The organism is Candidatus Syntrophocurvum alkaliphilum, from assembly GCF_009734445.1.
Lineage (GTDB): Bacteria > Bacillota > Syntrophomonadia > Syntrophomonadales > Syntrophomonadaceae > Syntrophocurvum > Syntrophocurvum alkaliphilum.
This window is the reverse complement of record NZ_CP046457.1, coordinates 2012463-2033631: the sequence shown is the minus strand read 5'-3', so window position 1 is coordinate 2033631 and position 21169 is coordinate 2012463. Positions and strand designations below refer to the sequence as shown.

The following is a 21169-nucleotide window of genomic DNA, read 5'->3' as shown; positions in this document are numbered from 1 at the left end:
AAATAGAAGAGGTTATAAAAAATGGCAAATCCATATACTATTACAGAAGTAAAAAAATTAATACATAAACATAATTTACATCCCAAAAAAAGATTTGGGCAAAACTTCTTAGTTGATCAAAATATATTAAATAAAATTGTAGGTTCATGCCAACTTACCAAACAAGATTATGTTGTAGAAATAGGCCCTGGCTTTGGTGCACTTACTCAAAAACTTGCAGAACATAGCAAAAAAGTGATTGCAATTGATGTTGACACATCATTAGACCCCGTATTAAAAGAAGTACTTAAAAATTATGACAATGTTAATATAATCTACCAAGATATATTAAATATAAACCTAGAAAATGAAATTACGAAGCAGCTTAATTTGCAAGAGGTTCAGCCATATAAAATATGTGCAAACATACCATATAACATTAGTACTCCCATACTATTCACATTACTTGAAAATTGTCCTAATATGACTTCTGCAACTTTGATGATGCAAAAAGAAGTAGCTTTTCGCCTAATTGCTAAACCGGGAACCAAAGATTATGGTTTATTAACAATTATGGCGGCATATCATTCTAATATAGACCATGTTATGAATGTTTCAAAAAACTGCTTTTATCCTAAACCTGAAGTAGAATCTACAGTTATACGAATTACACCTGATACTAACAAAAAAAAGATAGTAAAAAATGAAATACAATTTAAAAAATTTGTAAAAACAGCCTTTCAAAAAAGGAGAAAAACTATATTGAATATTTGTGCTAGTCACTTTAAAGTAGAAAAAAGTGTGATTATAGAAAAACTACAAAATGAGGGCATAAAACCAGAGTCGCGTCCTGAAAATCTTACCTTAGAAGATTTTGCTCTAGTAACAGATTTATTTTACTAGGAGGCTAACAGCATGATATTTAGGAGTCCAAGCAAAGGGGAGATGAGTTTACAGGATGTAGCAAAAGATATAAAAAATTATACTAACGAAGACATAAAACAAGCATATAAACTGATAGTAGGTACTGATTCACAAAATGGGCAAACAGGAAGCTGTTTTGTTAGTGCGATAATTATTCATCGTATAGGTAAAGGAGCTCGTTATTATTACAGTAAACACATAATAGAAAAAGTTAGTAATATGAAACAAAGAATTTTCTACGAAGCCTCCTTAAGCTTAGAATTAGCTGATAAACTGTCTGAGCAATTAAAGAACAACCATGAAAACGATATGAAGGTAGAAATACATTTAGATATTGGGACTCGTGGAGAAACTAAAGAATTAGTAAAAGAAATCGTTGGAATGATAGTAGGGAGTGGATTTGATGCTAAAATAAAGCCTAATGCAAGTGGTGCTAGTTCTGTAGCTGACAAACATACAAAATGGTAAAATAAACATATAATTAAAAATTAATATAAAAAACTTTTTTAATAAAAACTACAATAATTAAATCAAAAATATTGACATAGCATTTATTTTTATATATACTATTACGTTGCTATTGACAAACCGCCCCAGATAGTATAAAATTATCTATTATAATGAGAGAAGAGGGTGGTTCTGTGGGCGCTCCTAGAGCTATTTCAGAAATTAAACGAGATCTGGAAACATTCGTAGGTAGTAAGATTAGACTTAAGGCTAATCGCGGCAGAAACAGAATAATAGAGAGTGAAGGCGTATTAGAATCTATCTATCCTAATATATTTGTTGTAAAGGTAGATGAACGTAAAGTTGAAAGAAGAATTTCTTATAGTTATGCCGATGTGTTGACTGAGACAGTAGAACTTTTTGTTTATGATAATAAAGACGATGAAATTAGAATAGCTTCTGCAAATTAAATCTTAAAACAAACTTAAAGACTGCAAAATGCAGTCTTTTTTTTTGTTTTAAAATATACCTTTTCAAAATGACCTATATAAATATACAAAAACATATAAAAATTTTAAAGATAGCTAAAGGTATTAGCATACATTTTATACCAAACAAATATATTTTTAACAAGGATAGGAAAGCAGGTGTTAATAATGACAATATCCATATGGTCGTCAGTAGTAATAGGAGAGTTAGAGAAAATACATCGAGCCAAAAATTCCTGTATTTTTACTATAGAGCATGGTATTGACTCGTTAGAAGATATAAAGATTAAAACTAAGAACAAAAAAGCCACTCTTCAAGGAAAATCAGTAGAAGTCAAAGTAGAAATAGATATATTGTGTTTAATAGAAGACAGTAAAGGAAAATTAACCCTATTAACTCAAGAACAGATTCTAAGAGATAAACTTTTTTTAGATGAATTTAATAGTGAACGCTTTTTAAACAAAGACTTTAACTTTCAAGTAGATATAAAAAATATTACTTATGAAGGTGATATTAAGGATGGTCAAATAGAAATAATTTATTTTGTAGATTATTGGGTTATTGCAGTTACAGACCAAATAATTAACCTTGGGTTTGACGAGCAAGGTAAAAAGGAGACTAGAGGGCTACATGAAGCTGTGCAGGCATTAGAGGAGGAGGTAGTCCATTTGCGTGAAAAAAATGAAATCCTTCGTCGCAAGCTTTATGTTTATGAGAAGAACATATCAAGTCTAAAAAAAGGGATACATAAAGCCGAGAAAAGAAATACAGATTTAAATAAGGATTTAAAGCGGTATGAAACAATAATAGAGGAACTAAGATTGAACATATTAAATAAAGATCCTAGATTTATTGAACAAAATACTAGCGTAGAACCCTATGAGCAAAACCAAGATGACAATGAGTCAACTAACCTAGGTGCAAAAATAAAAAGACTATTTATGAACTCAGGGTAATTCTGCAGATATTTGCAGTGCTAGTTCTACCAATGTCTAAACAACATACCCTTATTTTTCACCAAATTTACCAAAACCTTAACAATACTAATCCCACTTGCATAAAATACTTACAGGAGAGCAACCTCCTAATTATTACGCCCTTAAACGGAGCGTCATTAAAATAAAATAATTATTGAAAGTGGGAATATCAATGAAAATTTTGTTTACTAACACCGCTCCGATTATTACTCGGGGTATGGGACCAGCATTTGTGGATTTAGGTCACGAGGTGCGCTATGTAAATGTGGAACATGATGGAGGGGCGCCATTCTTTCGTGCACTGGATGAATTCCAACCAGACTATGTCTTTACCGATGCTGGGTGGGGTGATTTTAGAGGTATTTTATTTCCTCTATTACATGAAAGAAAAATTCCTCATATATTTTGGGCAATAGAAGATCCAGTATTTTTTAACCACCTTTCATTACCATGGTCTCGTGAATCGGCATATGTATTTACAACCTGCATCGAATCAATTGAAGATTATAATAAGCATGGAATGCAGGCACACCTAATTCCATTTGCATGTCATCCTAGCTTTAATAAAACAGTTGCTCCCGACAGTAGATTTAGTCATGACATTACCTTTATTGGTAACAATTATACAGAGCATCCTGAACGAATTAAAGCTGCAAACTATGTAATTAAGCCATTACTAGATAAAGATTATAATATAAAAATTTATGGGTTACCTTGGTGGACTGATAAAAGCCGTCCCTTTTATATTGATCCAAGGTTTTATGGAGGATATTTGCCAAGTGAAGACCTGTCTACAATTTGTGCTTCTGTGCCAATTATTCTGGGTTTACATTCTGTTGTAAACTCTCTAACCATGATGAGTATGCGCACATTTGAGATATTAGGCTGTGGAGGATTTTACCTAACTCAGTGGACTCCAGCTATAGAGTACTATTTTAAAAATCATCACCACCTAGTGTGGACTAGATCTGCAGAAGAAACCATAGAATTAGTTGACTTTTATTTATCTAAACCAGACTTAAGAGCTAAGATAGCTAGACAGGGGCAAGAGGAAGTTTATGCAAAGCACACCTACTTACATCGAGCCCAAGATATTTTAAAAGCTATAGGAATGCCTGCCGAAATTAATGTTAATAAAAATATTAATCCTATGGAAAATCAATTACAATCACAACCAATTTTAAGTCGAAAAGGAATAACAATCAAAATAGGATCAACTAGTATAGTAGTTGATAGAAAGAAAAACACCTATTTAGTAAACAAAAAAACTTTTGAACCAAGAACCAAGAGTCAAATAGTTAAACCTAACATTGCTAGAAAACAAATTGTATATGACTCTAATAAGCTAAGAGTAAAAAAAGGAGTAAAATTAAAATACTAAAAAAATTAATAATTTAATATTAGGTATGAAGTTTGTTTTTTTCAAACAGAAATATTTCTTAAGTAAGCACCCTTAAGGGGTGCTTTTCATATTTTAGATTATAAGTGAACTAGTATAAGCTTTTTTAATACATCCTTTTAATAGTAGTGAGGAGGTGTAATTAAGTGGACGACAAAAAAGAAGTGAATAAAAAGGAAAAAGCTCCCCATGTTAAAATCAAAAAAATGATAAAGGCGAAACTCATAAAAAATTTAGACGAAAAAGATATAAAGGTATCTACCGCTAAAAAAAGCAAGTTAGGTATTAATGTAGAGTGTCCTTCCTGTTTAGAAAAAGTTGATAAAACAACATTAAAACTATGTGATAGTTGTGGCCAACAAGCATGTCTAAAATGCTTAATAAAAGGTAAATATAAAGAACTACTGTGTATGAGTTGTATAAAAGAGTAAGGAGGCTTACAGTGTCTAATATAAACTGTATTTTATATCCACCTAGCATTAACTACGATTATTTAATACAGCGTCCTCAGCAGCTTATGAAAAGCTTCTCAGAGCAAAATATAACCTGCTATTATCTAAATCATATAGAAAATACTGTTCCCAAGAAAGTAAGACAAATAAATCCCCACTTATATATCTTAGATAATACAGATCCAACCCCTTATCTAGCTAATAAAAGGCCGGTAGTATACTTTACAATTCCCCAACACATACAGTTAGTTGACCAGTATAACCCAGCCTTAGTAGTATATGATAGCTTAGATGAACCAGTAGAGGAGTTTGCTCCTTGGGAGAAGCATTATCACCTAGCAGTAAAGCAGTCTGATTTAGTTATTACAACTTCAGATAAATTATTTAACCTTGCAAAAGGCATTAACCCAAATACCTATTTAGTTCCTAATGGTTGTGATTACGCGCATTTTTCACAGGCAGCTAATAAAAATCTACCAGTACCCGCAGATATTATTAATATACCTCAGCCAATAATTGGTTATATTGGGGCTGTAGCTAGTTGGTGTGATATGGGACTTATTGAAAAAATAGCCCAAACACATTCACATTGTAGCATTGTACTTATAGGGCCATTATTCAATTTAAATCAGAACCAGATTCCTAACCTACCAAATGTACATTGGCTAGGGTATAAGCCATATCAGGAACTACCTAATTATGCTCAAAGGTTTAATGTAGGAATTATTCCATTTAGAAAATCACAAATGACAAGCTCAGTTAATCCTATTAAAATGTGGGAGTACCTAGCTACTGGAATGCCTGTAGTTACATCAGCAATACCCGAAATAAATAAATTTGCTGAATATATATACTACTCAGAGGATGACAACCAATTTATAAACAACATCGCTGAAGCATTAGCTAATCAAGATGATAAATGGCCAAGGATGGCATTAGCAGAACGCAATTCATGGACAATTAGAGCTCGTCAAATTTTACAAATTATAGAGGAACACTTAGCTCAAAAAGAAGAAACCCCCAACCAAACCGGTACAAACTACCTAAAAACTAGCTTATTAAGCTCACCCTATTTTAGTGTTGGTACACCAAAAGAACGTAGACTTAATATAGCTAAAAACAACTATTTTAAAATTGTGGTTAGAGCAGGACCAAATCAAATAATGGTTTCTAAAACAGCCACCAAAAAAGCTCAAAACAAAACTTATAAAGCTATTCTTAATGTTGGAAGAGGTGCAAGTTTCCAAATCAAAACAGCACGAGCTCGAATTGTAGGTGATACACATTGATGAATAAAGTTTTTATTGGATGCCCGGTAAGAAACCGGGCATGGGTTTTACCTGTGTATTTAGATCATATAAAAAATTTAGACTATCCGAAAGAACTAGTAGAATATTGCTTCATTATAAATGATTGCACAGACAACACTTCAGAAATTCTCCAAGATTTTGCCAAAAATCAAAAAAACAAAGTAAAACTTGTTACTAAAAACCTAGGATCAGAAGATAGACATGAACGTGGTTGGTATAGCTTTACTAGATTAACTAGACTTCGTAACTACCTATTAGAAGAATTTTTAAAATCCGATTGCAACTATTTTTTTTCTGTAGATAGTGATATTCTTGTTCCACCAAATGCCTTAAGCCAACTTATAAATAACGATTGTGAGATAGTGTCTGCTTTAGTTTGTAATGGCCATGAAGTGGGAAACACAAATATATACAATATATTAAAAAAAGTTGATGGTAATAGTTGGCACTTTATTACAGACTTTTCACGTGAAGGACTTTTTTCTGTAGATTGTACTGGAGCAGCATACCTAATAAAAAGAAATGTTATAGAAAAACATAATGTTCGCTACTCATCACTTTATGGTGCAGAAGATATTGGTTTTTGTGAAGATGTAAAAAGAAAGGGTATACCAATATATTGTGATGGCAGAATAGAATGCCGACACATTATGAATAAAATATACTTATAATTTCAATTCTTTTTATAAAAAAATTACAACCTTAATCACACTTTATCACTTCTACTCATAGTATATCCTAGAAATTTAGATAAAATAAATTTCTAAAGCGCCTACTAAGGCATACATCAACTTAAAAAAGGAGGGAAGACCTAATGAGAGACAGAGAACTAAAATGTGAATTTCCAGAGGGTTGTAAGCTGGATTTATGGGCAAAAGTTATAAAAGCAAAGTATATCGAGAGACAGACAAAAATATTAGACACACAGTTTTGTGTACCTGATGAGCAGGTAGGGGGAAAGATATCTGCAGTTGAAGATATCAAAGTAAAAGTTATTCAAGCTTTTGAAGACTTACATTTCAATAGAGTAAAAATATTTATAGATTATGAAGTCATTTTATTCGTAATAGTAGAGGGAGAATTCCAAATCATCACTGTTACAGACCGCTATGAGCAGGTAATAGAACTTGATGAATTTGATCCACCACTTACTCCAGAAGAATTTAGACAAGAAATAGAACAATCTGAAATCATACTTAGAAACTGGAGCTTTGATTTTGAAATAAAAGGATTCTGTGAAGATCCTGATAACCCTTGTGACCTGGTTACTCCAATACCAGGAACTTGCATCGGGCTTAGAGTATTTGTTGATCTTACAGTTAAACTAGGAATGTTCCATGATGTTTTCGTATTTGGTGAAATAGAGCCAGATATCGATGTTGTAAAATAAAACAAAGCACTCATGGTATGCTCGGCAAATGCCGGGCATTATTTTTATTGGGGGGTGTAAATGATTTCACATGTCAAAATAGGGCGCAAACAAAAAAACATAATGCGAGGTCATCTGGAAAAAATAATAAAACTGCACTATGAAGTAAACAACTATATAGAAGAACACGCTAAACAAACCGAAGTTGAGGAGTATAAAGACTTTTTTCAAAATATAAAAGATAAAAATATACAAACAGTGCAACTGATATCTAAGTACATGGTAAGAAAATGTAACCGTTGAATTTAAATCTATAGCAGACAGTTGTCTGTATTATTTAAACCATAAATTAGAGGTGAAAAAAATGACCAAAAAAATTGGTCTCGCCTTAGGTGCTGGAGGGTTACGGGGTCTAGCACATATAGGAGTTTTACAGGTTTTAAAAGAAAACTCTATACCCATCTCATATATTTCAGGAACAAGCTCAGGAAGTATTATCGCTTCACTATATGCTACAGGTATGTCTCCATATCAAATGGAGGAAATAGTTAAAAGCCTTAAACCTTCTGATTACTTAGATTACAACTATATGGAAATTATAAAATACGTTTTATCAATATTTTTCCGTAGTATAGATAAAAAGCTTGAAGGAGTAATTAAAGGAGACAAAATAGAAAAACTAGTTTTCGACCTTACCAAGGGCAAAAAGCTAAAAGACGCCAAACTCCCTCTAGCTATTATTGGTTGTGATATAAATACAGGAAAAGAAGTTATATTCTCTAATAAAAATATGGTTGTAAAAGATACAAATACCATTGTTTTACAAGAGGCACTAATAAGTGAAGCTATTCGTGCAAGTATTTCTATACCAGCTACCTTTGTACCAAAAAACCTAAATAATATGAAACTAGTGGATGGAGCTCTACGTGAAGTAGTTCCTGTAGTCGTACAAAAAATAATGGGTGCAGACTATATTCTAGCAGTAAATCTAAGTAAAGATACTTTTGATAAAGATGCTAAAGGCATATTTGAAATAGTATCAAGGTCAATTAGTGTATTAACAGCAGAAACTTCAGATTTTGCAGAAAGCCTATGGGCTGATATGGTTCTTTACCCTGACATACCAGATGTTGATCTTGATGATATAGAAAAAGCAGACGAAGTCATAAAAGCCGGCAGACTAGCAATAAAAGCTAAATTACCAGAAATAAAAGCCCACCTAGATATCAATTAAGCCAAGCGAAAGCCAGGGAAGCACGGGGACGGTTCTTTTGCTTCCTAAAAAGGAAGCAAAAGAACCGTCCCCGTGCTTCCTCCCCCGCGCTTCCCTCTGCATTATATTTAAAAGTTAAGTATCTATTAGAGTAACATAAAGGATATAGAAAACATATAATAAGCACAAAGCACTATCTTTACACTGGCAAACCATGTTCTGGTGGGAGAGGGGGTCAAAATGGCTACTGAAAAATTTGAACATGCTACATTTTATTTAACCAGAGAGCAAGTAAATGAAATAAAGGAGCTAGCAAGAAAAAATCAAATATCCAGAAGTGCTCTAGTAAGAATGATAATAAGGGAGTACCTGGCCAAACAGGTTGAAGATAAAGATAAATAGCATGTTTCACCCCGATAATTTAGTTATTAAAGGGCTGTGCATAACAATTAATTAAATTTGTTAATGTAGCAGCCCTTTTTTGTGAACAAATACTCATAATTTCATCTCGCCTCTATGTTGGCAATAATTGCCGCTTACTAACCTTTATTACATTTGGGGCAATGTCCATAAGACTTTAGTTCATGATCCTTAATTTTAAAGCCTTTCTTTTCTAAATGAGTTTCCAAACTACTTAATAATTCTTCTCCTACTTTTACTTCTAATATACTTCCACAATCAATGCAGATTACATGATGATGTCGATGGTATTCATCCTTACACAATTCATAGCGAAATCTTCCCTTATCAAGCATTGTTTTATATAAAACATCTATACTAGATAGTTTTTCTAATGTCCTATAAACAGTAGACATACTGATACTTGGAGCTTTTTTTCTTGCTTTATACAGAACATCTTCTGCACTTAAATGTTTCCCTTTGTTTTCAACCATTACATCTAAAACAATAGCTCTTTGCTCAGTTAGTTTATAATTATTATTTTCAAGCTTTTTATTTATTGAATTTAAGATAAACATATAACCACTCCAAGAGTCGCGTTTAATATTTTTACATAGTTACTTCTGCCCAAATCTATGTCCGTGACATTTGCCACATCCAAAAATTTGCTTGTTGTGCTCACAAAGCTTGTAATCTCCTCCTTTTATTTTTAAAACCTTTCCGTTAACCAAAGATTCAGCAAGTTTTTTGCGAGCATCACTGTAAATTCTTTGTACAGTAGTGCGAGCTACATCCATTTTTTCTGCACACTCCTCTTGTAGCATACCTTCTAAATCTATAAGACGAATAGATTCATATTCTTCAACAGTCATCACTATAATTTCATTACTTAAACTTGGTATTTGGAGTGGACCAAACATATTATTTTCTGGCAAACAACAGACGTTTCTGCGCTTTCTAGGTCTAGGCATAACTATTTCACCTCAAATTAGTAGTAAATATCTGTTACTTAAGTTAATAGGGTCTTAACCTTTTAGTTGATTGTTAAAAATTGTTGTAGCCTATTTCTTATTTTGTTTTAAGTTGAGTTGAATCTATGTTTAGATTATTTTCAAAACCTCTTCTGTAATTACAACCTAATCTCATACCTTTGCGGAATTCGTTATTTTTTTTACAAGTTTTTAAGCATTCCCTTTTTGCCCTAAGTCTCATTGGTCTGTTTTTATTTTTTCCAAACATGGTAACCCTCCTTAAAAAATCATTATTGACATATGTTCATTTACTTGAATTATACCTCTTTACGAACATATGTCAATAATAACAATAATATTTTGCATCTTTAGCCCAGATATATCTAAGTAAGGATTAAATAAAAAATTCCAAACAGATCTTATCAGGAAAGAATTGTTTTACGATTTAACAGGAAATATAAATTAATTTGTAGAAAGAAATAGTGATAAAAAGCAAGCTAAGTATTTTATAACCTAAAGGGGAGAAAAAAGTGATAATTAATAAAATAATTGCCGTACTATTAGTCGCTTTGTTATTTATAACAGGAAGCTTAACCGTTATAGACAGACAACTTATTAACAGCTCTTATTATAAAGATAGGGTTATACTAGGTTTTATGGAAAGAACAGGACTGGGTGAACCAATACTAAATGCATTCTATGCAGATACCCCTCCAATGCCGCCGATAATATTAGAAGGTACAACTAAAGATACTAATTTAACTATTTCTAAACAAAAGGTATTAGACAAGCTAAAATATACTCCATTAGAAGATGAACTATTAACTTTTGACAGTAAACCCCATATAAATATTAATAATGAAAAGCTTTTAATTAATTTAAGTGAGTTAAAAAATAATAGTAAATCTAATCCCAAACAACAGAGTGTTGTGTGGAATGAAGACTTAAAAGCAGTAATTATTACAATTAATAATTACAAGATAATAATAAGACAAGACTACTTATCAACAGTACCGGATAAAATACAAAAAATTAACAATCCAGAAGATCTGCTAGTGTTAGTAAATAAAAACAATCAATTGCCAGCTGACTATGTTCCCGAAGATTTAATTGATCCATCAGTTCCTTCATCTAAACCAGCAAATGATCCAAGTAGATTACTACGTCCCGAAGCAGCAGAAGCTTTAGAAGCAATGTTTGCAGATGCCAAAAAGGAAGGTCTAGAGTTAATAGCTGTGTCAGGATATCGCTCTTATGACCTACAAAAGCAAATATTTACTAACCTTGCAGCTATTAGAGGAGAGGAAAAAGCTAATCTAACTAGTGCTTACCCAGGTCAAAGTGAGCATCAAACAGGGTTAGCAATGGATATAGCCCTTAAAAGTGATCCACGCTTAACTACAAGCTTTGGAGATACTCGTGAAGGAAAATGGGTTGCAGAAAATGCTCATTTATATGGCTTTATTATTCGTTATCCTAAAGATAAAACCCATATTACGGGCTATGCTTACGAGCCTTGGCATTTACGCTATATAGGCAAAGATATAGCACAAGAAATAACTCAGATGGGACTAACGTTTGAAGAATATCTATATAAAATGGAGTTTAACTCTAAATTATATATGTACTTAAACTAAGAGACCAAAAAAAAAGAACTATACCTTAACTATTTAGTTATACAAATTAGAATAAATTTCTAAAAAGAGAAAAGGATAAGTCCAAATAACTATATTAATAAACCAAACTCATTTTTATGAAAGGGCAGGATAAGGTGTTTAACAAAATAATGATAAATATAAAACATATAGCATTACTAACCTTATTCTTATTAACTAGCTTTATCTTAATAGGTTGTAATGACATAGAGGGTGTTTTTAGTGATAAAAAAACTAAGGAACCTCCTAAAGTAGATGAAAAAAAGGATGAATTATTAAAAGAAGAACCAGAGGAAACTCATTTTAGAATTACAGCAGTTGGAGACATAATGGTTCACGGGCCTCAAATAAGGGCACAGTTTAATGCAGAAAATAACAATTATAACTTTGATAATAATTTTACCTTTGTAAAACCATACTTTAAGCAAAGCGATATCTTAATTGGTAACCTAGAAACCACATTTGCAGGAGAGGATAGGGGGTACTCTGGTTACCCTATGTTTAATGCCCCTGATGAATTAGCTAAAACCTTAAGTAAAAAAGGATTTGACTATATAGTTACTGCTAACAACCATTCAATTGACAAAGGAAAGCAAGGTTTAAAAAGGACAGTCGATATTTTAGAAAAGAACAACTTAAAAGCAGTTGGAACTAGAAAAAACTTAGAAAATCCAGGCTACTATGTAGAAAACATAAACGGAGTTAACGTAGGCATTACTGCTTTTACTTATGAAACCCCATTAATTCATGGTCATAGGTCATTAAATGGCATCATAATGGATGAAGAACTAAGCCAATTGGTTGACAGTTTTAGCTATCAAAACTTAGAAGAAGAAGTTTTAAATATAAAAAATAGAATTAAAAAACTTAAGGACTTAGGCGCAGAACTAACAATTGTTTATATGCACTGGGGTAATGAATATCAAACATATCCTAGTATGGAGCAAAAGAAGGTTGCTAATAAATTAGCTAATTTTGGTGTAGATATTATATTTGGAAGTCATCCTCATGTTATCCAACCCTTTGACATAATAAAATCAAATGATGCACAACATGAGACCCTAGTTTTTTATTCATTAGGAAACTTTATCTCTAATCAGAGACTAAAATACTTAGATACTCGCCTCACGGAGAAAGGTATTATAGTAAATATAGACTTAAAGGAAGTAGAAGGGGAAATATCGTATGAAGAGATTACATATACACCAACATGGGTACACAAATACCAATATGATGGACAAGTAAATTATGAAATATTACCTTTACCAGATGTGCTAAATAATCAAAAACTTTATAATTTACCTACACAAAAAGAAGCTGTAGCAGCTAATGCAAAATTAAATACAAAAGATAAAATAACAGAAATAAATAATAATTTATTTTTAGAACCGGTACTAGAAGAAGAAAAAATAAAAATTGAGTAATCCCAAAAACCACTTATAACCATCAAGAAGATGATTCCACAGTAAGTAAGGCATTTTTTAATCAATTGAATAAGTGATTCCACTGCAAAAAGCTAAACTTAGAGTATGAAATCGGCTGAGCAAACATGTTTATCACGCCACTCATCGGTCTTTACCTTCATTTTAGCTTAGCACTTATTATCTAAAATGATTTTTTATTTATACTTAGCCGTGATCTATGCACCACGCCTTGCTACTTAAGGACTTAGATAAACATATTTGCTCAGCCTTAAGTTTGTTGTAGTTACTTTTTGCAGCAGAATCAATAAGTTAATTTTCACTAATAACTAGGAGGATAAAGATGGCGATAATTTCCATTATAATTTCTATAATATTAATAGGCATAGGTATGTTACTATTAGCACTAGGTACAGCAGTTGCAAAATATGGTTTAGTAGGATTGGTTACTGGTTTAAAACCAGTAAAGCCAGAATATAGAATACTCCTAGCGAGATGGATTGGAATAACCCTAATGATTATTGGTACAGTAATGGTAATTGCTTTTGTATTAAACATATTCTTACCTGAAATAAGCCTAGGAGATGCCTTTTTAACCTTTATAGGAATTGCCATTTTAGGCATTGTGTCAATAATACTAGGAAAGAAAAAATATATGGTTCAATAGATAGAATGAAAGGCAAAAATGGGACGGGTGAGCACAGGGCCGGGGAAGCACGGGGGCGGTTCTTTTGCTTCCTAACTTAGGAAGCAAAAGAACCGCCCCCGTGCTTCCTTATCCTTATCCCCGTACTTGCTACCCTGTGCTTACCACCCTAATATAGTGAAGAAGGGGAGACTCAGTAGTTTAAAAATTTATGGCCCCATAAATTTTAATTATACCAAAAAAAGGGACCGCCTACCTTATTTAAGCAGGCGGCAAAAACAAATTTTTTGAACATAAGTCCTGTGGAAAATATAATAATATTAAAAATTATTATTATCTTTCAAATGGTGTTACAACCCACTTTAGAACGTTTTCCTTCTTGTTTCCAAAGATGTCATAACCTTTTATTATATCGTTTAATGGAGCTCTATGAGTAGTTAAGAAATTTAAGTCAAGCTTTCCTGATTGTATTAAGCGTATTAACTCTGGTATACGGTTAGAATTAACAAGACCCATAGTTATGGTGATGTTCTTTATCCATAAGCTTTCCATGGCAATTTCTTGAGGTTCTTCAAATACACCTAAAAGAGAAACCGTACCACTTGGTCTTACAGCTTCAATAGCTAAATCGAAAGTTGGCTTGATTCCTACTGCTTCAATAGTCGCATCTGCACCACGACCATCTGTCATGTCTTTCAAAATTGCTACTACATCATCTTTCATAGGATTTAGTCCCACATCAGCAACTCCATTATCTATAGCTTCTTGCAAGCGTTCATCTATGGTATCAACAGCTACTATTTTAGAAGGACCCCATAATCTAGCAGTTGCCATTGCACATAGTCCTACTGGGCCAGCCCCAATAACAGCAATGGTATCACCAGGTTCAATATTTGCTTGTTCTGCGCCATAATAACCAGTTGATACAATATCGCCCACATAGAGAACATCTTCTTCTGTTAATCCTTCTGGAATATGGTGGCATCCCATATTGGCATGAGGAACTCTAACATATTCTGCTTGACACCCATCTATTAAGTGGCCGAAAATCCAACTGCCGCTAACACACTGAGAGTAAATTCCGCGCACACAATAGAAGCACTCACCACACTGTGTTATACAAGAGACAGCTACCTTGTCTCCTACTTTAACTTTATTAACTGCTGAACCAATTTCAACTACTTCGCCAACAAATTCATGTCCAAGAATTGTACCAGGTTGTACTGTAGGTACACCACCATGCTGAATATGAATATCGGTTCCACAGATAGTTGATGTGGTTACTTTCACTATCGCGTCATCAGCTTCTTTTAAAGTAGGTTTTGGTACGTCCTCAAGAGCTATTTTTTCCGGTCCACGGTAAACGAGAGCTTTCATAGTATCTGCCATTATATACTACCTCCTAATTTTTCTTAAAATAAAATATATTTTTCACTAAGCAACAACTATTTCTCCCACATACCACCTCTTTTCGTAATCTGCATTACTTCTTTATAAAAAAAAAGACCAATATTCATACATAAGTTTGTAAAAATATTGGTATTTCTCGAAGCCACCCATAGGGGTTTCTTCTTAATCCACCTAAATTTATTTAATTTTTAACTTTAATCTTTATTTATTCAGTAAGTATTCGATCAAATACCATAACATGTATCCAAAAATCGTTTTCAGGTTCAACATCGTAGGATTGATGTACTACTTTAGCATTTAGCTTTTCTTCAAAATAGGGTACATTTTCGATTGCATGTTGTTGTGCAACCTTCATTCGTGCTGCTCGTACTACTTCACGTCCTGCCGAGGTTTCAACAATATATATTTCCGGTTCGGTTAAAAATCTTTCTCCCCGTATTATAAGCATATCGTCCCATATTATAACTTTTGTATAGTCAACGCCTTTCCCAAGTCTTTGCTTAAAATATTGTTCCATGTAAATCTTGAGTTCATGTTGCAATTTCCTACGTTGGCGATCATCTAGTTTCATGTTCATATTAACTATATTTTTAGGATTTTGATCTGATAATGACGACATTTAAATCCCCCCTGCTTAAAATTAAACTAAAACTATACCTATATTTAAACAAAAAAGCCAATATTTTGCAGCATAAATAAAGTGTTATGACTGTCAAAACATTGGTTTCCGTAGGGCTTCCCGCAGGACTCCCATAATCCGCCATCGTCATATAATATTTAGTTTATTAATTTATTGTTTATATAATTTAATATATTTAATTTACTTCTAAAAAGCCGAATTGTCAATGCTTTGAGAAAACACTAACAATAGAAATGTTTTATATGAAACATAAAAAATAAAAATACACCAATTGGCGAAACAGGGGGCGAAACAGGGGACGGTTCTTTGTTCTATTTACAAATAGAACAAAGAACCGTCCCCTGTTTCGCTTCCTGTTTTACGCCTTGACAATAACATTAAATAAACTAGAATTAACATAAAGTGAACGAACGTACACTCGGAGGGAACAAGATGCCCATATTAAAAGAAAAGCAAAATAAAGAAAGACGGCAGAGATTATTGAAGTGTTCTATCGATCTTTTTATTGAGAAGGGTTATTTCAATACGTCAATTCGCGACATTATCGCTCGGTCAGGAGTTGGAACCGGTACTTTTTATAATTATTTCATTGATAAGGAAGATATTCTAAAAGCACTGCTCGAAGATTTTGCCGATCAAATTATCTCTGGTATTAAAGAATATTACACAATAGAAAAGGATCTGTATCTAAGATTTGTGGAGACAAAGCGTTTAACTATGGAAGTTTTTGCTCAAAATGAAGCTCTATCGGAGATATATAGTCGAGTTGCTGGCGCAAGTGCTCCTATTGATCAATGCTTACAACAATTCGAGGATAGACTAATAGAGTTATATTCAAGAAATATTGAATATGGTATTAAAAAAGGTGTTTTTAAAGATATCCCGGTTCTTCCTGTTGCACATTCCATATTAAGCACTGAAAAATACTTGTTATACAAATGGATTGTTCTCAAGGCTATAACAAAAGAAGAAATGATCGAGATGGTTGTTTCTTTCCATGAAACATTAGCTACTGGATTATTAGTCAATAACTAGATAGTCCTAAGTGTCCCATGAAATACTTATTGAACGTACGTACGGAAAGGAGAATATTGGATTATGAAAAAAGTTCTCGGATTAGTAACATCTCATAGAAAATTAGGTAACAGCGAGCTTTTAGTTAAAGAGATCATGAGCAATATACCTGAGGAATGTAGTCGGGAAATAATCCGCCTGACTGATTTGAAGCTCGAATCATGCAAGGCCTGTTATCGGTGCTTGCAGCCGGAAAAAAATTGTCCCATTGAAGATGATTTTAATTATGTATTAAGCAAAATAAAAGAAGCCGATGCACTAATTATTGGGGTTCCAGTATATCTCTTAGGACCTCACGGATATTATAAGATGTTGACCGACCGTCTATTAGGAGCGGAGAACTACGCAAAATATACTGAGAACAAACCATGTGTGATAGTAATCCCTTATGGGACAAAAGGTTGGGAAGGTTACAGCAAAGCAGCAGTCATGGTAATGCCAAGGATTCTTAAGATGAAGATTGTTGATTGCTGGCAGGTTCATGCTACATTACCGGGTGACTCACTGTTGAAATCCGACAATTTAAAGTATGCACAGAGCCTAGGTCTAGGGCTTTTCAATGGTTATGAATATAAATCTGGGACTAGGGAATGTTCTTATTGTGGGTCTGACCTTTTACGATTGCTTGCGGGAAACAAAGTGGAGTGTCCTATCTGTGGTGCACAAGGCACCCTAAAGTACGATAATATACCTGACTTTACTGATGCAGAATACTACCGTTTTTCAAATAAAGAGATGGAAGAACACTTCAAAGTATGGTTGACAGAGATGAAAAAGCGGTTTTTAACCGAAAGAGATAAATTAAAAGAAGTGCAAAAAGGATACAAGGATAAAGATTGGTGGATTAAACCCTGATTGAAAATATAGGAAGCACGGGGACGGTTCTTTTGCTTCCTTTTTAGGAAGCAAAAGAACCGTCCCCGTGCTTCCCTCCTCGTGCTTCCTATAAAAATGTCGGTTTAATATCGACATGTACGATTATATAGGGTTTCTATAAGTTTTTATAAAATTATTTAATAGATCATGTCCAGCTTCAGATAGAATAGATTCTGGATGAAACTGTACTCCCTCAATAGCATATTTTTTATGACGAAGCCCCATTATTTCACCTTCTTTAGTAGAAGCAGTAACCTCTAAACCCTCAGGTAAATCAGAGCAAACAGCAAGAGAGTGATACCGTATTACTGATAAAGGATTTTTTAGACCAGTAAAGACTCCACTATTATTATGAGTTACTAATGATTCCTTACCATGCATTTGACGCCAATTAACATCCACTTTAGCACCAAATACCTGTGCTATTGCTTGCATACCTAGACAAATTCCCATTATAGGTTTTTTATCTGTAAAAAATTCAATTACATCAAGAGTTATTCCTGCATTATCTGGAGTAGATGGTCCAGGTGATATAAAAATATATTCAGGATTTAGATCAACTATTTCATCTATAGAAATTTCATCATTTCGTTTAACAATAACCTCTTGCCCAAGCTCTTGTAAGTACTGAACTAGGTTATAAGTAAAAGAATCATAATTATCTATCATCAAAATCAAGATAATTCCTCCAATTGTATTTTTATTATCAATTTGTTAAAATAATTATAAATAAACTTAACAGGCACATCAATCGACGAAAATCAATGGACGCTAATAGCTGGGATGCGAACCAGCACATACTATAAGTATGTGCTGGTTTTTTAAATTTAAATAAAAAAATCAATAAGGCTATATAAGCTTCACACTAAAATTATTAGAGGTGATTTTTTGTATATAAATGAAATTAGACTTGACATAGATTTGTGGGATTTATATAAAAACATAAAAGAAGTTACCAGCTTTATACTTGATAGTAGTCTTTATGATATAGAGCTTGGAAGATATACATTTATGGGGTTAAATCCGGATGTAGTTTTTCGCAGTAAAGGAAACAAACTAGAATATTTTGAAAAAGGAACTAAAACAGCTTGGGAAGGCGATCCATTAGATGCTCTTAACAATATTGTAAAAAACATAAGTCACACAACCGAAAACCTAACCTGTCCATTTCCCTTTAAGGGAGGATTAGTCGGCTATATATCTTATGATCTAAAAAACCAAATCGAAAAACTACCCCAAACAGCAGAAGATGACCTAAACCTTTATGACCAATATTGGGGAATATATTATTCTTTTTTAGTAAAAGATCACACTACAAAAAAAACCTACATAGTTAGCTATGATAAAAAAAAGGCGGATACTCTACTTAAAAAGATTAACCAGTTTAATATAAAAACCAACTCTAATTATTGGTGCTACATTGGGGATTTAAAATCCAACTTTACACGTGATGACTACATAAAAGCGGTAAAACAAGCAAAAGAACATATTAGAATAGGCGATATCTATCAAGTGAATCTAAGTCAAAGATTTAGTTTTGATATCGAAGGAAGTAGCAAATTATTCTATGATTTTCTTAGAAAAACTAGCCCCTCATACTTTGGAACATTTCTAAATTTTTCGGAATACTCAATCATGTCAATCTCTCCTGAAAGGTTTATAAAAACAACAGAAAACACTATAGAAACACGTCCCATAAAAGGTACTAGAGGAAGAGGGGAAAATTATAATGAAGATAGCAAAATAAAAAAAGAATTAGTAAATAGCAAAAAAGATAGAGCAGAACTATTAATGATTGTTGATCTAATGAGAAATGATATAGGGAAAATCACACAGCCCGGGACAGTTAAAGTGTACGATTTGTTTAAAGTTAGCACCTATGCAACATTATTCCACTTAGATGCTATAGTTACAGGAACTTTAAAACCAGAAAACAACAACTACAAAGATATACTAAAAGCAACTTTTCCTGGTGGATCTATTACTGGTGCTCCCAAAATTAAATCTATGGAAATAATAGATGAATTAGAGCCAACAACTAGAGGGGTTTATACTGGTTCAATTGGTTATATAGGATTTAATCAAGAGTGTGATTTAAATATTGCAATAAGAACAGCTGTGATAAAAAATGGCAAGGGATATTACTATGCAGGTGGTGGAATTGTTAGCGATTCTAATCCTGATTTAGAATATGAAGAAACATGGGTAAAAACTAAGGCATTAGTGAAGGCCAAAGAGGAGGCAAATAAAAGTGCAAATATGGCTAAATGGAATATTAGTAGATAAAAATGAAGCTAAAATAAAAATAACCCTACCTGCATTTAGGTATGGTCAAGGTTTATTTTCAACAACTAGAATCAGTAATAGTGAACCTGTATGGATAAAAGACCACCTCTTAAGAATAAACTCGTCCTTACAATACTTTAACTTTAAACCTATTAATACAAATAAAATAAAAAATGATATTAAAAATTTTATAAAACAAACCCAAATACATGAAGGATATTTGCGAATAATGGTTTGGGGCAATCAAAATGAAAATGATATATGTCTAATGGCAGAAAAATTAGCCATTACAACTAATATACCTGTAAAACTAATTATGAATAATTTTAAACACCATTCTACAGATCCATTGACAAAGCACAAAACCCTTAATTATTGGAAAAACGAATTAGCTTTTAAATTTGCAACACAAAAAGGGTGTTATGATGCTATTTTAATTAATGAAAACAATCATATATGTGAGACTAGTAGGTGTAATATATTTTGGGTAAAAAATAACACCCTATATACTCCAGAAATTTCATGTGGTTTACTACCAGGTATTGCACGGCAAAAGGTGATAGAAAAAGCCATGAAACAAAATATAAAGGTGTTTGAAGTTGCTGCAAATATTCTAGAGGTTTATGAAGCTGATGAAGTATTTTTAACTAACAGTGTAAGAGGATTAATACCAGTAAAATCAATAAATAAAAACATATATAAAGGGATGAACAAAATTACCAATCAGCTTACTCTTTTCTAAAGGCACACCTAGAAAAAAGCCCAATAACCTAACAACACAACAAAACAAACAAGGAACAATAATTTAATAACATTTTTTTCTGCTTTACTTTTAAAAATCTTCCTTTTCTCGGGACGCCTTGCCAAAACTGCTTTAGCAGATTGTTTATTACTGTTCCAATCATAAATAGGAGGGAATGAACCAAACATAAAATCACCTCTCACACATCATAAATCTATACTTTATATATATGTTTTTATAGTATTTTTTAGAAACAAAAAGAAAAGACATCACTTTTGTGATGTCTAAAACTCCCGGGGGGGGAGGGGGGTTATATAAAAATATTAATTTGCTAATGAAAATAGTAACTAACTAATTCTTTATGGAAATTGTACTTTGATTCACAATAAATGTCAACAGATTTAGATAAAAAAGTATAAGTATTGACAAAAATTATCCATGGTTAATAGTCAGCGATATTATAAAAACACATGCCTAGGCGTCTTTATAC

Annotated in this window: 25 protein-coding genes; 19 read left to right on the top strand and 6 right to left on the bottom strand. The window is 32.7% G+C overall.

Going from position 1 to position 21169, the window contains the following annotated elements; translation table 11 throughout:
- Positions 1-21 precede the first annotated feature (21 nt).
- The 12 genes from rsmA (at position 22) to SYNTR_RS09705 (ending at position 8961) form a co-directional block, all read left to right on the top strand.
- Positions 22-882, top strand: a complete 861-nt coding sequence (gene rsmA, locus SYNTR_RS09760; protein WP_156204340.1) for a 16S rRNA (adenine(1518)-N(6)/adenine(1519)-N(6))-dimethyltransferase RsmA — start codon at positions 22-24, stop codon at positions 880-882.
- A gap of 12 nt (positions 883-894) precedes the next feature.
- Positions 895-1371: a ribonuclease H-like YkuK family protein gene (locus tag SYNTR_RS09755; RefSeq protein WP_156204339.1), complete on the top strand. Its 477-nt coding sequence runs from the start codon at positions 895-897 to the stop codon at positions 1369-1371.
- Positions 1372-1544: 173 nt separating this feature from the next.
- Positions 1545-1820: a Veg family protein gene (locus SYNTR_RS09750; RefSeq protein ID WP_243140185.1), complete on the top strand. Its 276-nt coding sequence runs from the start codon at positions 1545-1547 to the stop codon at positions 1818-1820.
- A 186-nt stretch (positions 1821-2006) separates the two neighbouring features.
- Positions 2007-2795 carry a hypothetical protein gene (locus tag SYNTR_RS09745; protein ID WP_156204337.1) on the top strand — a complete coding sequence of 263 codons (789 nt, stop codon included), beginning with the start codon at positions 2007-2009 and terminating at the stop codon, positions 2793-2795.
- Between the two features lie 193 nt (positions 2796-2988).
- Positions 2989-4197, top strand: coding sequence for a CgeB family protein (locus tag SYNTR_RS09740; protein ID WP_156204336.1), 1209 nt, complete (start codon positions 2989-2991; stop codon positions 4195-4197).
- 164 nt (positions 4198-4361) lie between these two features.
- Positions 4362-4646, top strand: a complete 285-nt coding sequence (locus tag SYNTR_RS09735) for a hypothetical protein (RefSeq protein WP_156204335.1) — start codon at positions 4362-4364, stop codon at positions 4644-4646.
- 11 nt (positions 4647-4657) lie between these two features.
- Positions 4658-5956 (top strand): glycosyltransferase, encoded by a 1299-nt coding sequence (locus SYNTR_RS09730; RefSeq protein WP_156204334.1) that lies wholly within the window; start codon positions 4658-4660, stop codon positions 5954-5956.
- The gene (locus SYNTR_RS09725; protein ID WP_156204333.1) at positions 5956-6648 is read left to right on the top strand and encodes a glycosyltransferase family protein; all 693 of its coding nucleotides are present in this window, start codon (positions 5956-5958) and stop codon (positions 6646-6648) included. Before SYNTR_RS09730 ends, SYNTR_RS09725 begins: the two co-directional genes overlap by 1 nt.
- 143 nt (positions 6649-6791) lie before the next feature.
- Complete coding sequence (locus SYNTR_RS09720; RefSeq protein ID WP_156204332.1) at positions 6792-7367, top strand: hypothetical protein; 576 nt, start codon at positions 6792-6794, stop codon at positions 7365-7367.
- A gap of 60 nt (positions 7368-7427) precedes the next feature.
- Positions 7428-7649, top strand: a complete 222-nt coding sequence (locus tag SYNTR_RS09715; protein ID WP_156204331.1) for a hypothetical protein — start codon at positions 7428-7430, stop codon at positions 7647-7649.
- 61 nt (positions 7650-7710) lie between these two features.
- The gene (locus tag SYNTR_RS09710) at positions 7711-8580 is read left to right on the top strand and encodes a patatin-like phospholipase family protein (RefSeq protein ID WP_156204330.1); all 870 of its coding nucleotides are present in this window, start codon (positions 7711-7713) and stop codon (positions 8578-8580) included.
- Positions 8581-8799: 219 nt separating this feature from the next.
- Positions 8800-8961, top strand: coding sequence for a ribbon-helix-helix domain-containing protein (locus tag SYNTR_RS09705; RefSeq protein ID WP_156204329.1), 162 nt, complete (start codon positions 8800-8802; stop codon positions 8959-8961).
- Between the two features lie 137 nt (positions 8962-9098).
- On the opposite strand, the gene SYNTR_RS09700 is transcribed toward SYNTR_RS09705, so the two are convergent.
- From SYNTR_RS09700 to SYNTR_RS09690, 3 genes are all read right to left on the bottom strand, one after another.
- Positions 9099-9536, bottom strand: coding sequence for a Fur family transcriptional regulator (locus tag SYNTR_RS09700; RefSeq protein WP_156204328.1), 438 nt, complete (start codon positions 9534-9536; stop codon positions 9099-9101).
- 39 nt (positions 9537-9575) lie between these two features.
- On the bottom strand, positions 9576-9929 hold the full coding sequence (locus SYNTR_RS09695) for a DUF134 domain-containing protein (protein ID WP_156204327.1): 354 nt from the start codon (positions 9927-9929) through the stop codon (positions 9576-9578).
- Between the two features lie 97 nt (positions 9930-10026).
- Positions 10027-10197, bottom strand: a complete 171-nt coding sequence (locus tag SYNTR_RS09690; RefSeq protein ID WP_156204326.1) for a hypothetical protein — start codon at positions 10195-10197, stop codon at positions 10027-10029.
- 262 nt (positions 10198-10459) lie between these two features.
- On the opposite strand from SYNTR_RS09690, the gene SYNTR_RS09685 reads away from it, so the two are divergent.
- From SYNTR_RS09685 to SYNTR_RS09675, 3 genes are all read left to right on the top strand, one after another.
- Positions 10460-11566 (top strand): M15 family metallopeptidase, encoded by a 1107-nt coding sequence (locus SYNTR_RS09685; RefSeq protein WP_243140184.1) that lies wholly within the window; start codon positions 10460-10462, stop codon positions 11564-11566.
- Between the two features lie 134 nt (positions 11567-11700).
- On the top strand, positions 11701-13008 hold the full coding sequence (locus SYNTR_RS09680; RefSeq protein WP_197079101.1) for a CapA family protein: 1308 nt from the start codon (positions 11701-11703) through the stop codon (positions 13006-13008).
- Positions 13009-13348: 340 nt separating this feature from the next.
- The gene (locus SYNTR_RS09675; protein WP_156204324.1) at positions 13349-13672 is read left to right on the top strand and encodes a hypothetical protein; all 324 of its coding nucleotides are present in this window, start codon (positions 13349-13351) and stop codon (positions 13670-13672) included.
- Between the two features lie 312 nt (positions 13673-13984).
- Here SYNTR_RS09675 and SYNTR_RS09670 read toward each other — a convergent pair whose 3' ends face one another.
- Entirely contained in the window at positions 13985-15040 is a 1056-nt protein-coding gene (locus SYNTR_RS09670; RefSeq protein ID WP_156204323.1) for an alcohol dehydrogenase, read from the bottom strand.
- Positions 15041-15266: 226 nt separating this feature from the next.
- Complete coding sequence (locus SYNTR_RS09665) at positions 15267-15680, bottom strand: Na-translocating system protein MpsC family protein (RefSeq protein WP_156204322.1); 414 nt, start codon at positions 15678-15680, stop codon at positions 15267-15269.
- A 501-nt stretch (positions 15681-16181) separates the two neighbouring features.
- On the opposite strand from SYNTR_RS09665, the gene SYNTR_RS09660 reads away from it, so the two are divergent.
- Both SYNTR_RS09660 and SYNTR_RS09655 read left to right on the top strand, forming a co-directional pair.
- Positions 16182-16736 (top strand): TetR/AcrR family transcriptional regulator, encoded by a 555-nt coding sequence (locus SYNTR_RS09660; protein WP_243140183.1) that lies wholly within the window; start codon positions 16182-16184, stop codon positions 16734-16736.
- A 63-nt stretch (positions 16737-16799) separates the two neighbouring features.
- The gene (locus SYNTR_RS09655) at positions 16800-17630 is read left to right on the top strand and encodes a flavodoxin family protein (RefSeq protein ID WP_156204320.1); all 831 of its coding nucleotides are present in this window, start codon (positions 16800-16802) and stop codon (positions 17628-17630) included.
- A 123-nt stretch (positions 17631-17753) separates the two neighbouring features.
- Here SYNTR_RS09655 and SYNTR_RS09650 read toward each other — a convergent pair whose 3' ends face one another.
- Positions 17754-18320 (bottom strand): glutamine amidotransferase-related protein, encoded by a 567-nt coding sequence (locus tag SYNTR_RS09650; protein ID WP_338140462.1) that lies wholly within the window; start codon positions 18318-18320, stop codon positions 17754-17756.
- 219 nt (positions 18321-18539) lie between these two features.
- Between SYNTR_RS09650 and pabB the strand changes: the two genes are divergently transcribed.
- Together pabB and SYNTR_RS09640 are read left to right on the top strand one after the other, a co-directional pair.
- Complete coding sequence (gene pabB / locus SYNTR_RS09645) at positions 18540-19937, top strand: aminodeoxychorismate synthase component I (RefSeq protein ID WP_243140182.1); 1398 nt, start codon at positions 18540-18542, stop codon at positions 19935-19937.
- The gene (locus tag SYNTR_RS09640; protein WP_197079100.1) at positions 19903-20679 is read left to right on the top strand and encodes an aminotransferase class IV; all 777 of its coding nucleotides are present in this window, start codon (positions 19903-19905) and stop codon (positions 20677-20679) included. Before pabB ends, SYNTR_RS09640 begins: the two co-directional genes overlap by 35 nt.
- The last annotated feature ends 490 nt before the right edge of the window (positions 20680-21169 follow it).

What these genes read in the sequence shown, in the direction of transcription:
- SYNTR_RS09695 (WP_156204327.1), bottom strand. Translation starts at nt 9,929, where the DNA reads ATGCCTAGACCTAGAAAGCGCAGAAACGTCTGTTGTTTGCCAGAAAAT.
- rsmA (WP_156204340.1), top strand. Translation starts at nt 22, where the DNA reads ATGGCAAATCCATATACTATTACAGAAGTAAAAAAATTAATACATAAA.
- SYNTR_RS09665 (WP_156204322.1), bottom strand. Translation starts at nt 15,680, where the DNA reads ATGTCGTCATTATCAGATCAAAATCCTAAAAATATAGTTAATATGAAC.
- SYNTR_RS09745 (WP_156204337.1), top strand. Translation starts at nt 2,007, where the DNA reads ATGACAATATCCATATGGTCGTCAGTAGTAATAGGAGAGTTAGAGAAA.
- SYNTR_RS09725 (WP_156204333.1), top strand. Translation starts at nt 5,956, where the DNA reads ATGAATAAAGTTTTTATTGGATGCCCGGTAAGAAACCGGGCATGGGTT.
- SYNTR_RS09670 (WP_156204323.1), bottom strand. Translation starts at nt 15,040, where the DNA reads ATGGCAGATACTATGAAAGCTCTCGTTTACCGTGGACCGGAAAAAATA.
- SYNTR_RS09740 (WP_156204336.1), top strand. Translation starts at nt 2,989, where the DNA reads ATGAAAATTTTGTTTACTAACACCGCTCCGATTATTACTCGGGGTATG.
- SYNTR_RS09705 (WP_156204329.1), top strand. Translation starts at nt 8,800, where the DNA reads ATGGCTACTGAAAAATTTGAACATGCTACATTTTATTTAACCAGAGAG.
- SYNTR_RS09715 (WP_156204331.1), top strand. Translation starts at nt 7,428, where the DNA reads ATGATTTCACATGTCAAAATAGGGCGCAAACAAAAAAACATAATGCGA.
- SYNTR_RS09710 (WP_156204330.1), top strand. Translation starts at nt 7,711, where the DNA reads ATGACCAAAAAAATTGGTCTCGCCTTAGGTGCTGGAGGGTTACGGGGT.
- SYNTR_RS09755 (WP_156204339.1), top strand. Translation starts at nt 895, where the DNA reads ATGATATTTAGGAGTCCAAGCAAAGGGGAGATGAGTTTACAGGATGTA.
- SYNTR_RS09720 (WP_156204332.1), top strand. Translation starts at nt 6,792, where the DNA reads ATGAGAGACAGAGAACTAAAATGTGAATTTCCAGAGGGTTGTAAGCTG.
- SYNTR_RS09650 (WP_338140462.1), bottom strand. Translation starts at nt 18,320, where the DNA reads ATGATAGATAATTATGATTCTTTTACTTATAACCTAGTTCAGTACTTA.
- SYNTR_RS09655 (WP_156204320.1), top strand. Translation starts at nt 16,800, where the DNA reads ATGAAAAAAGTTCTCGGATTAGTAACATCTCATAGAAAATTAGGTAAC.
- SYNTR_RS09675 (WP_156204324.1), top strand. Translation starts at nt 13,349, where the DNA reads ATGGCGATAATTTCCATTATAATTTCTATAATATTAATAGGCATAGGT.
- SYNTR_RS09700 (WP_156204328.1), bottom strand. Translation starts at nt 9,536, where the DNA reads ATGTTTATCTTAAATTCAATAAATAAAAAGCTTGAAAATAATAATTAT.
- SYNTR_RS09690 (WP_156204326.1), bottom strand. Translation starts at nt 10,197, where the DNA reads ATGTTTGGAAAAAATAAAAACAGACCAATGAGACTTAGGGCAAAAAGG.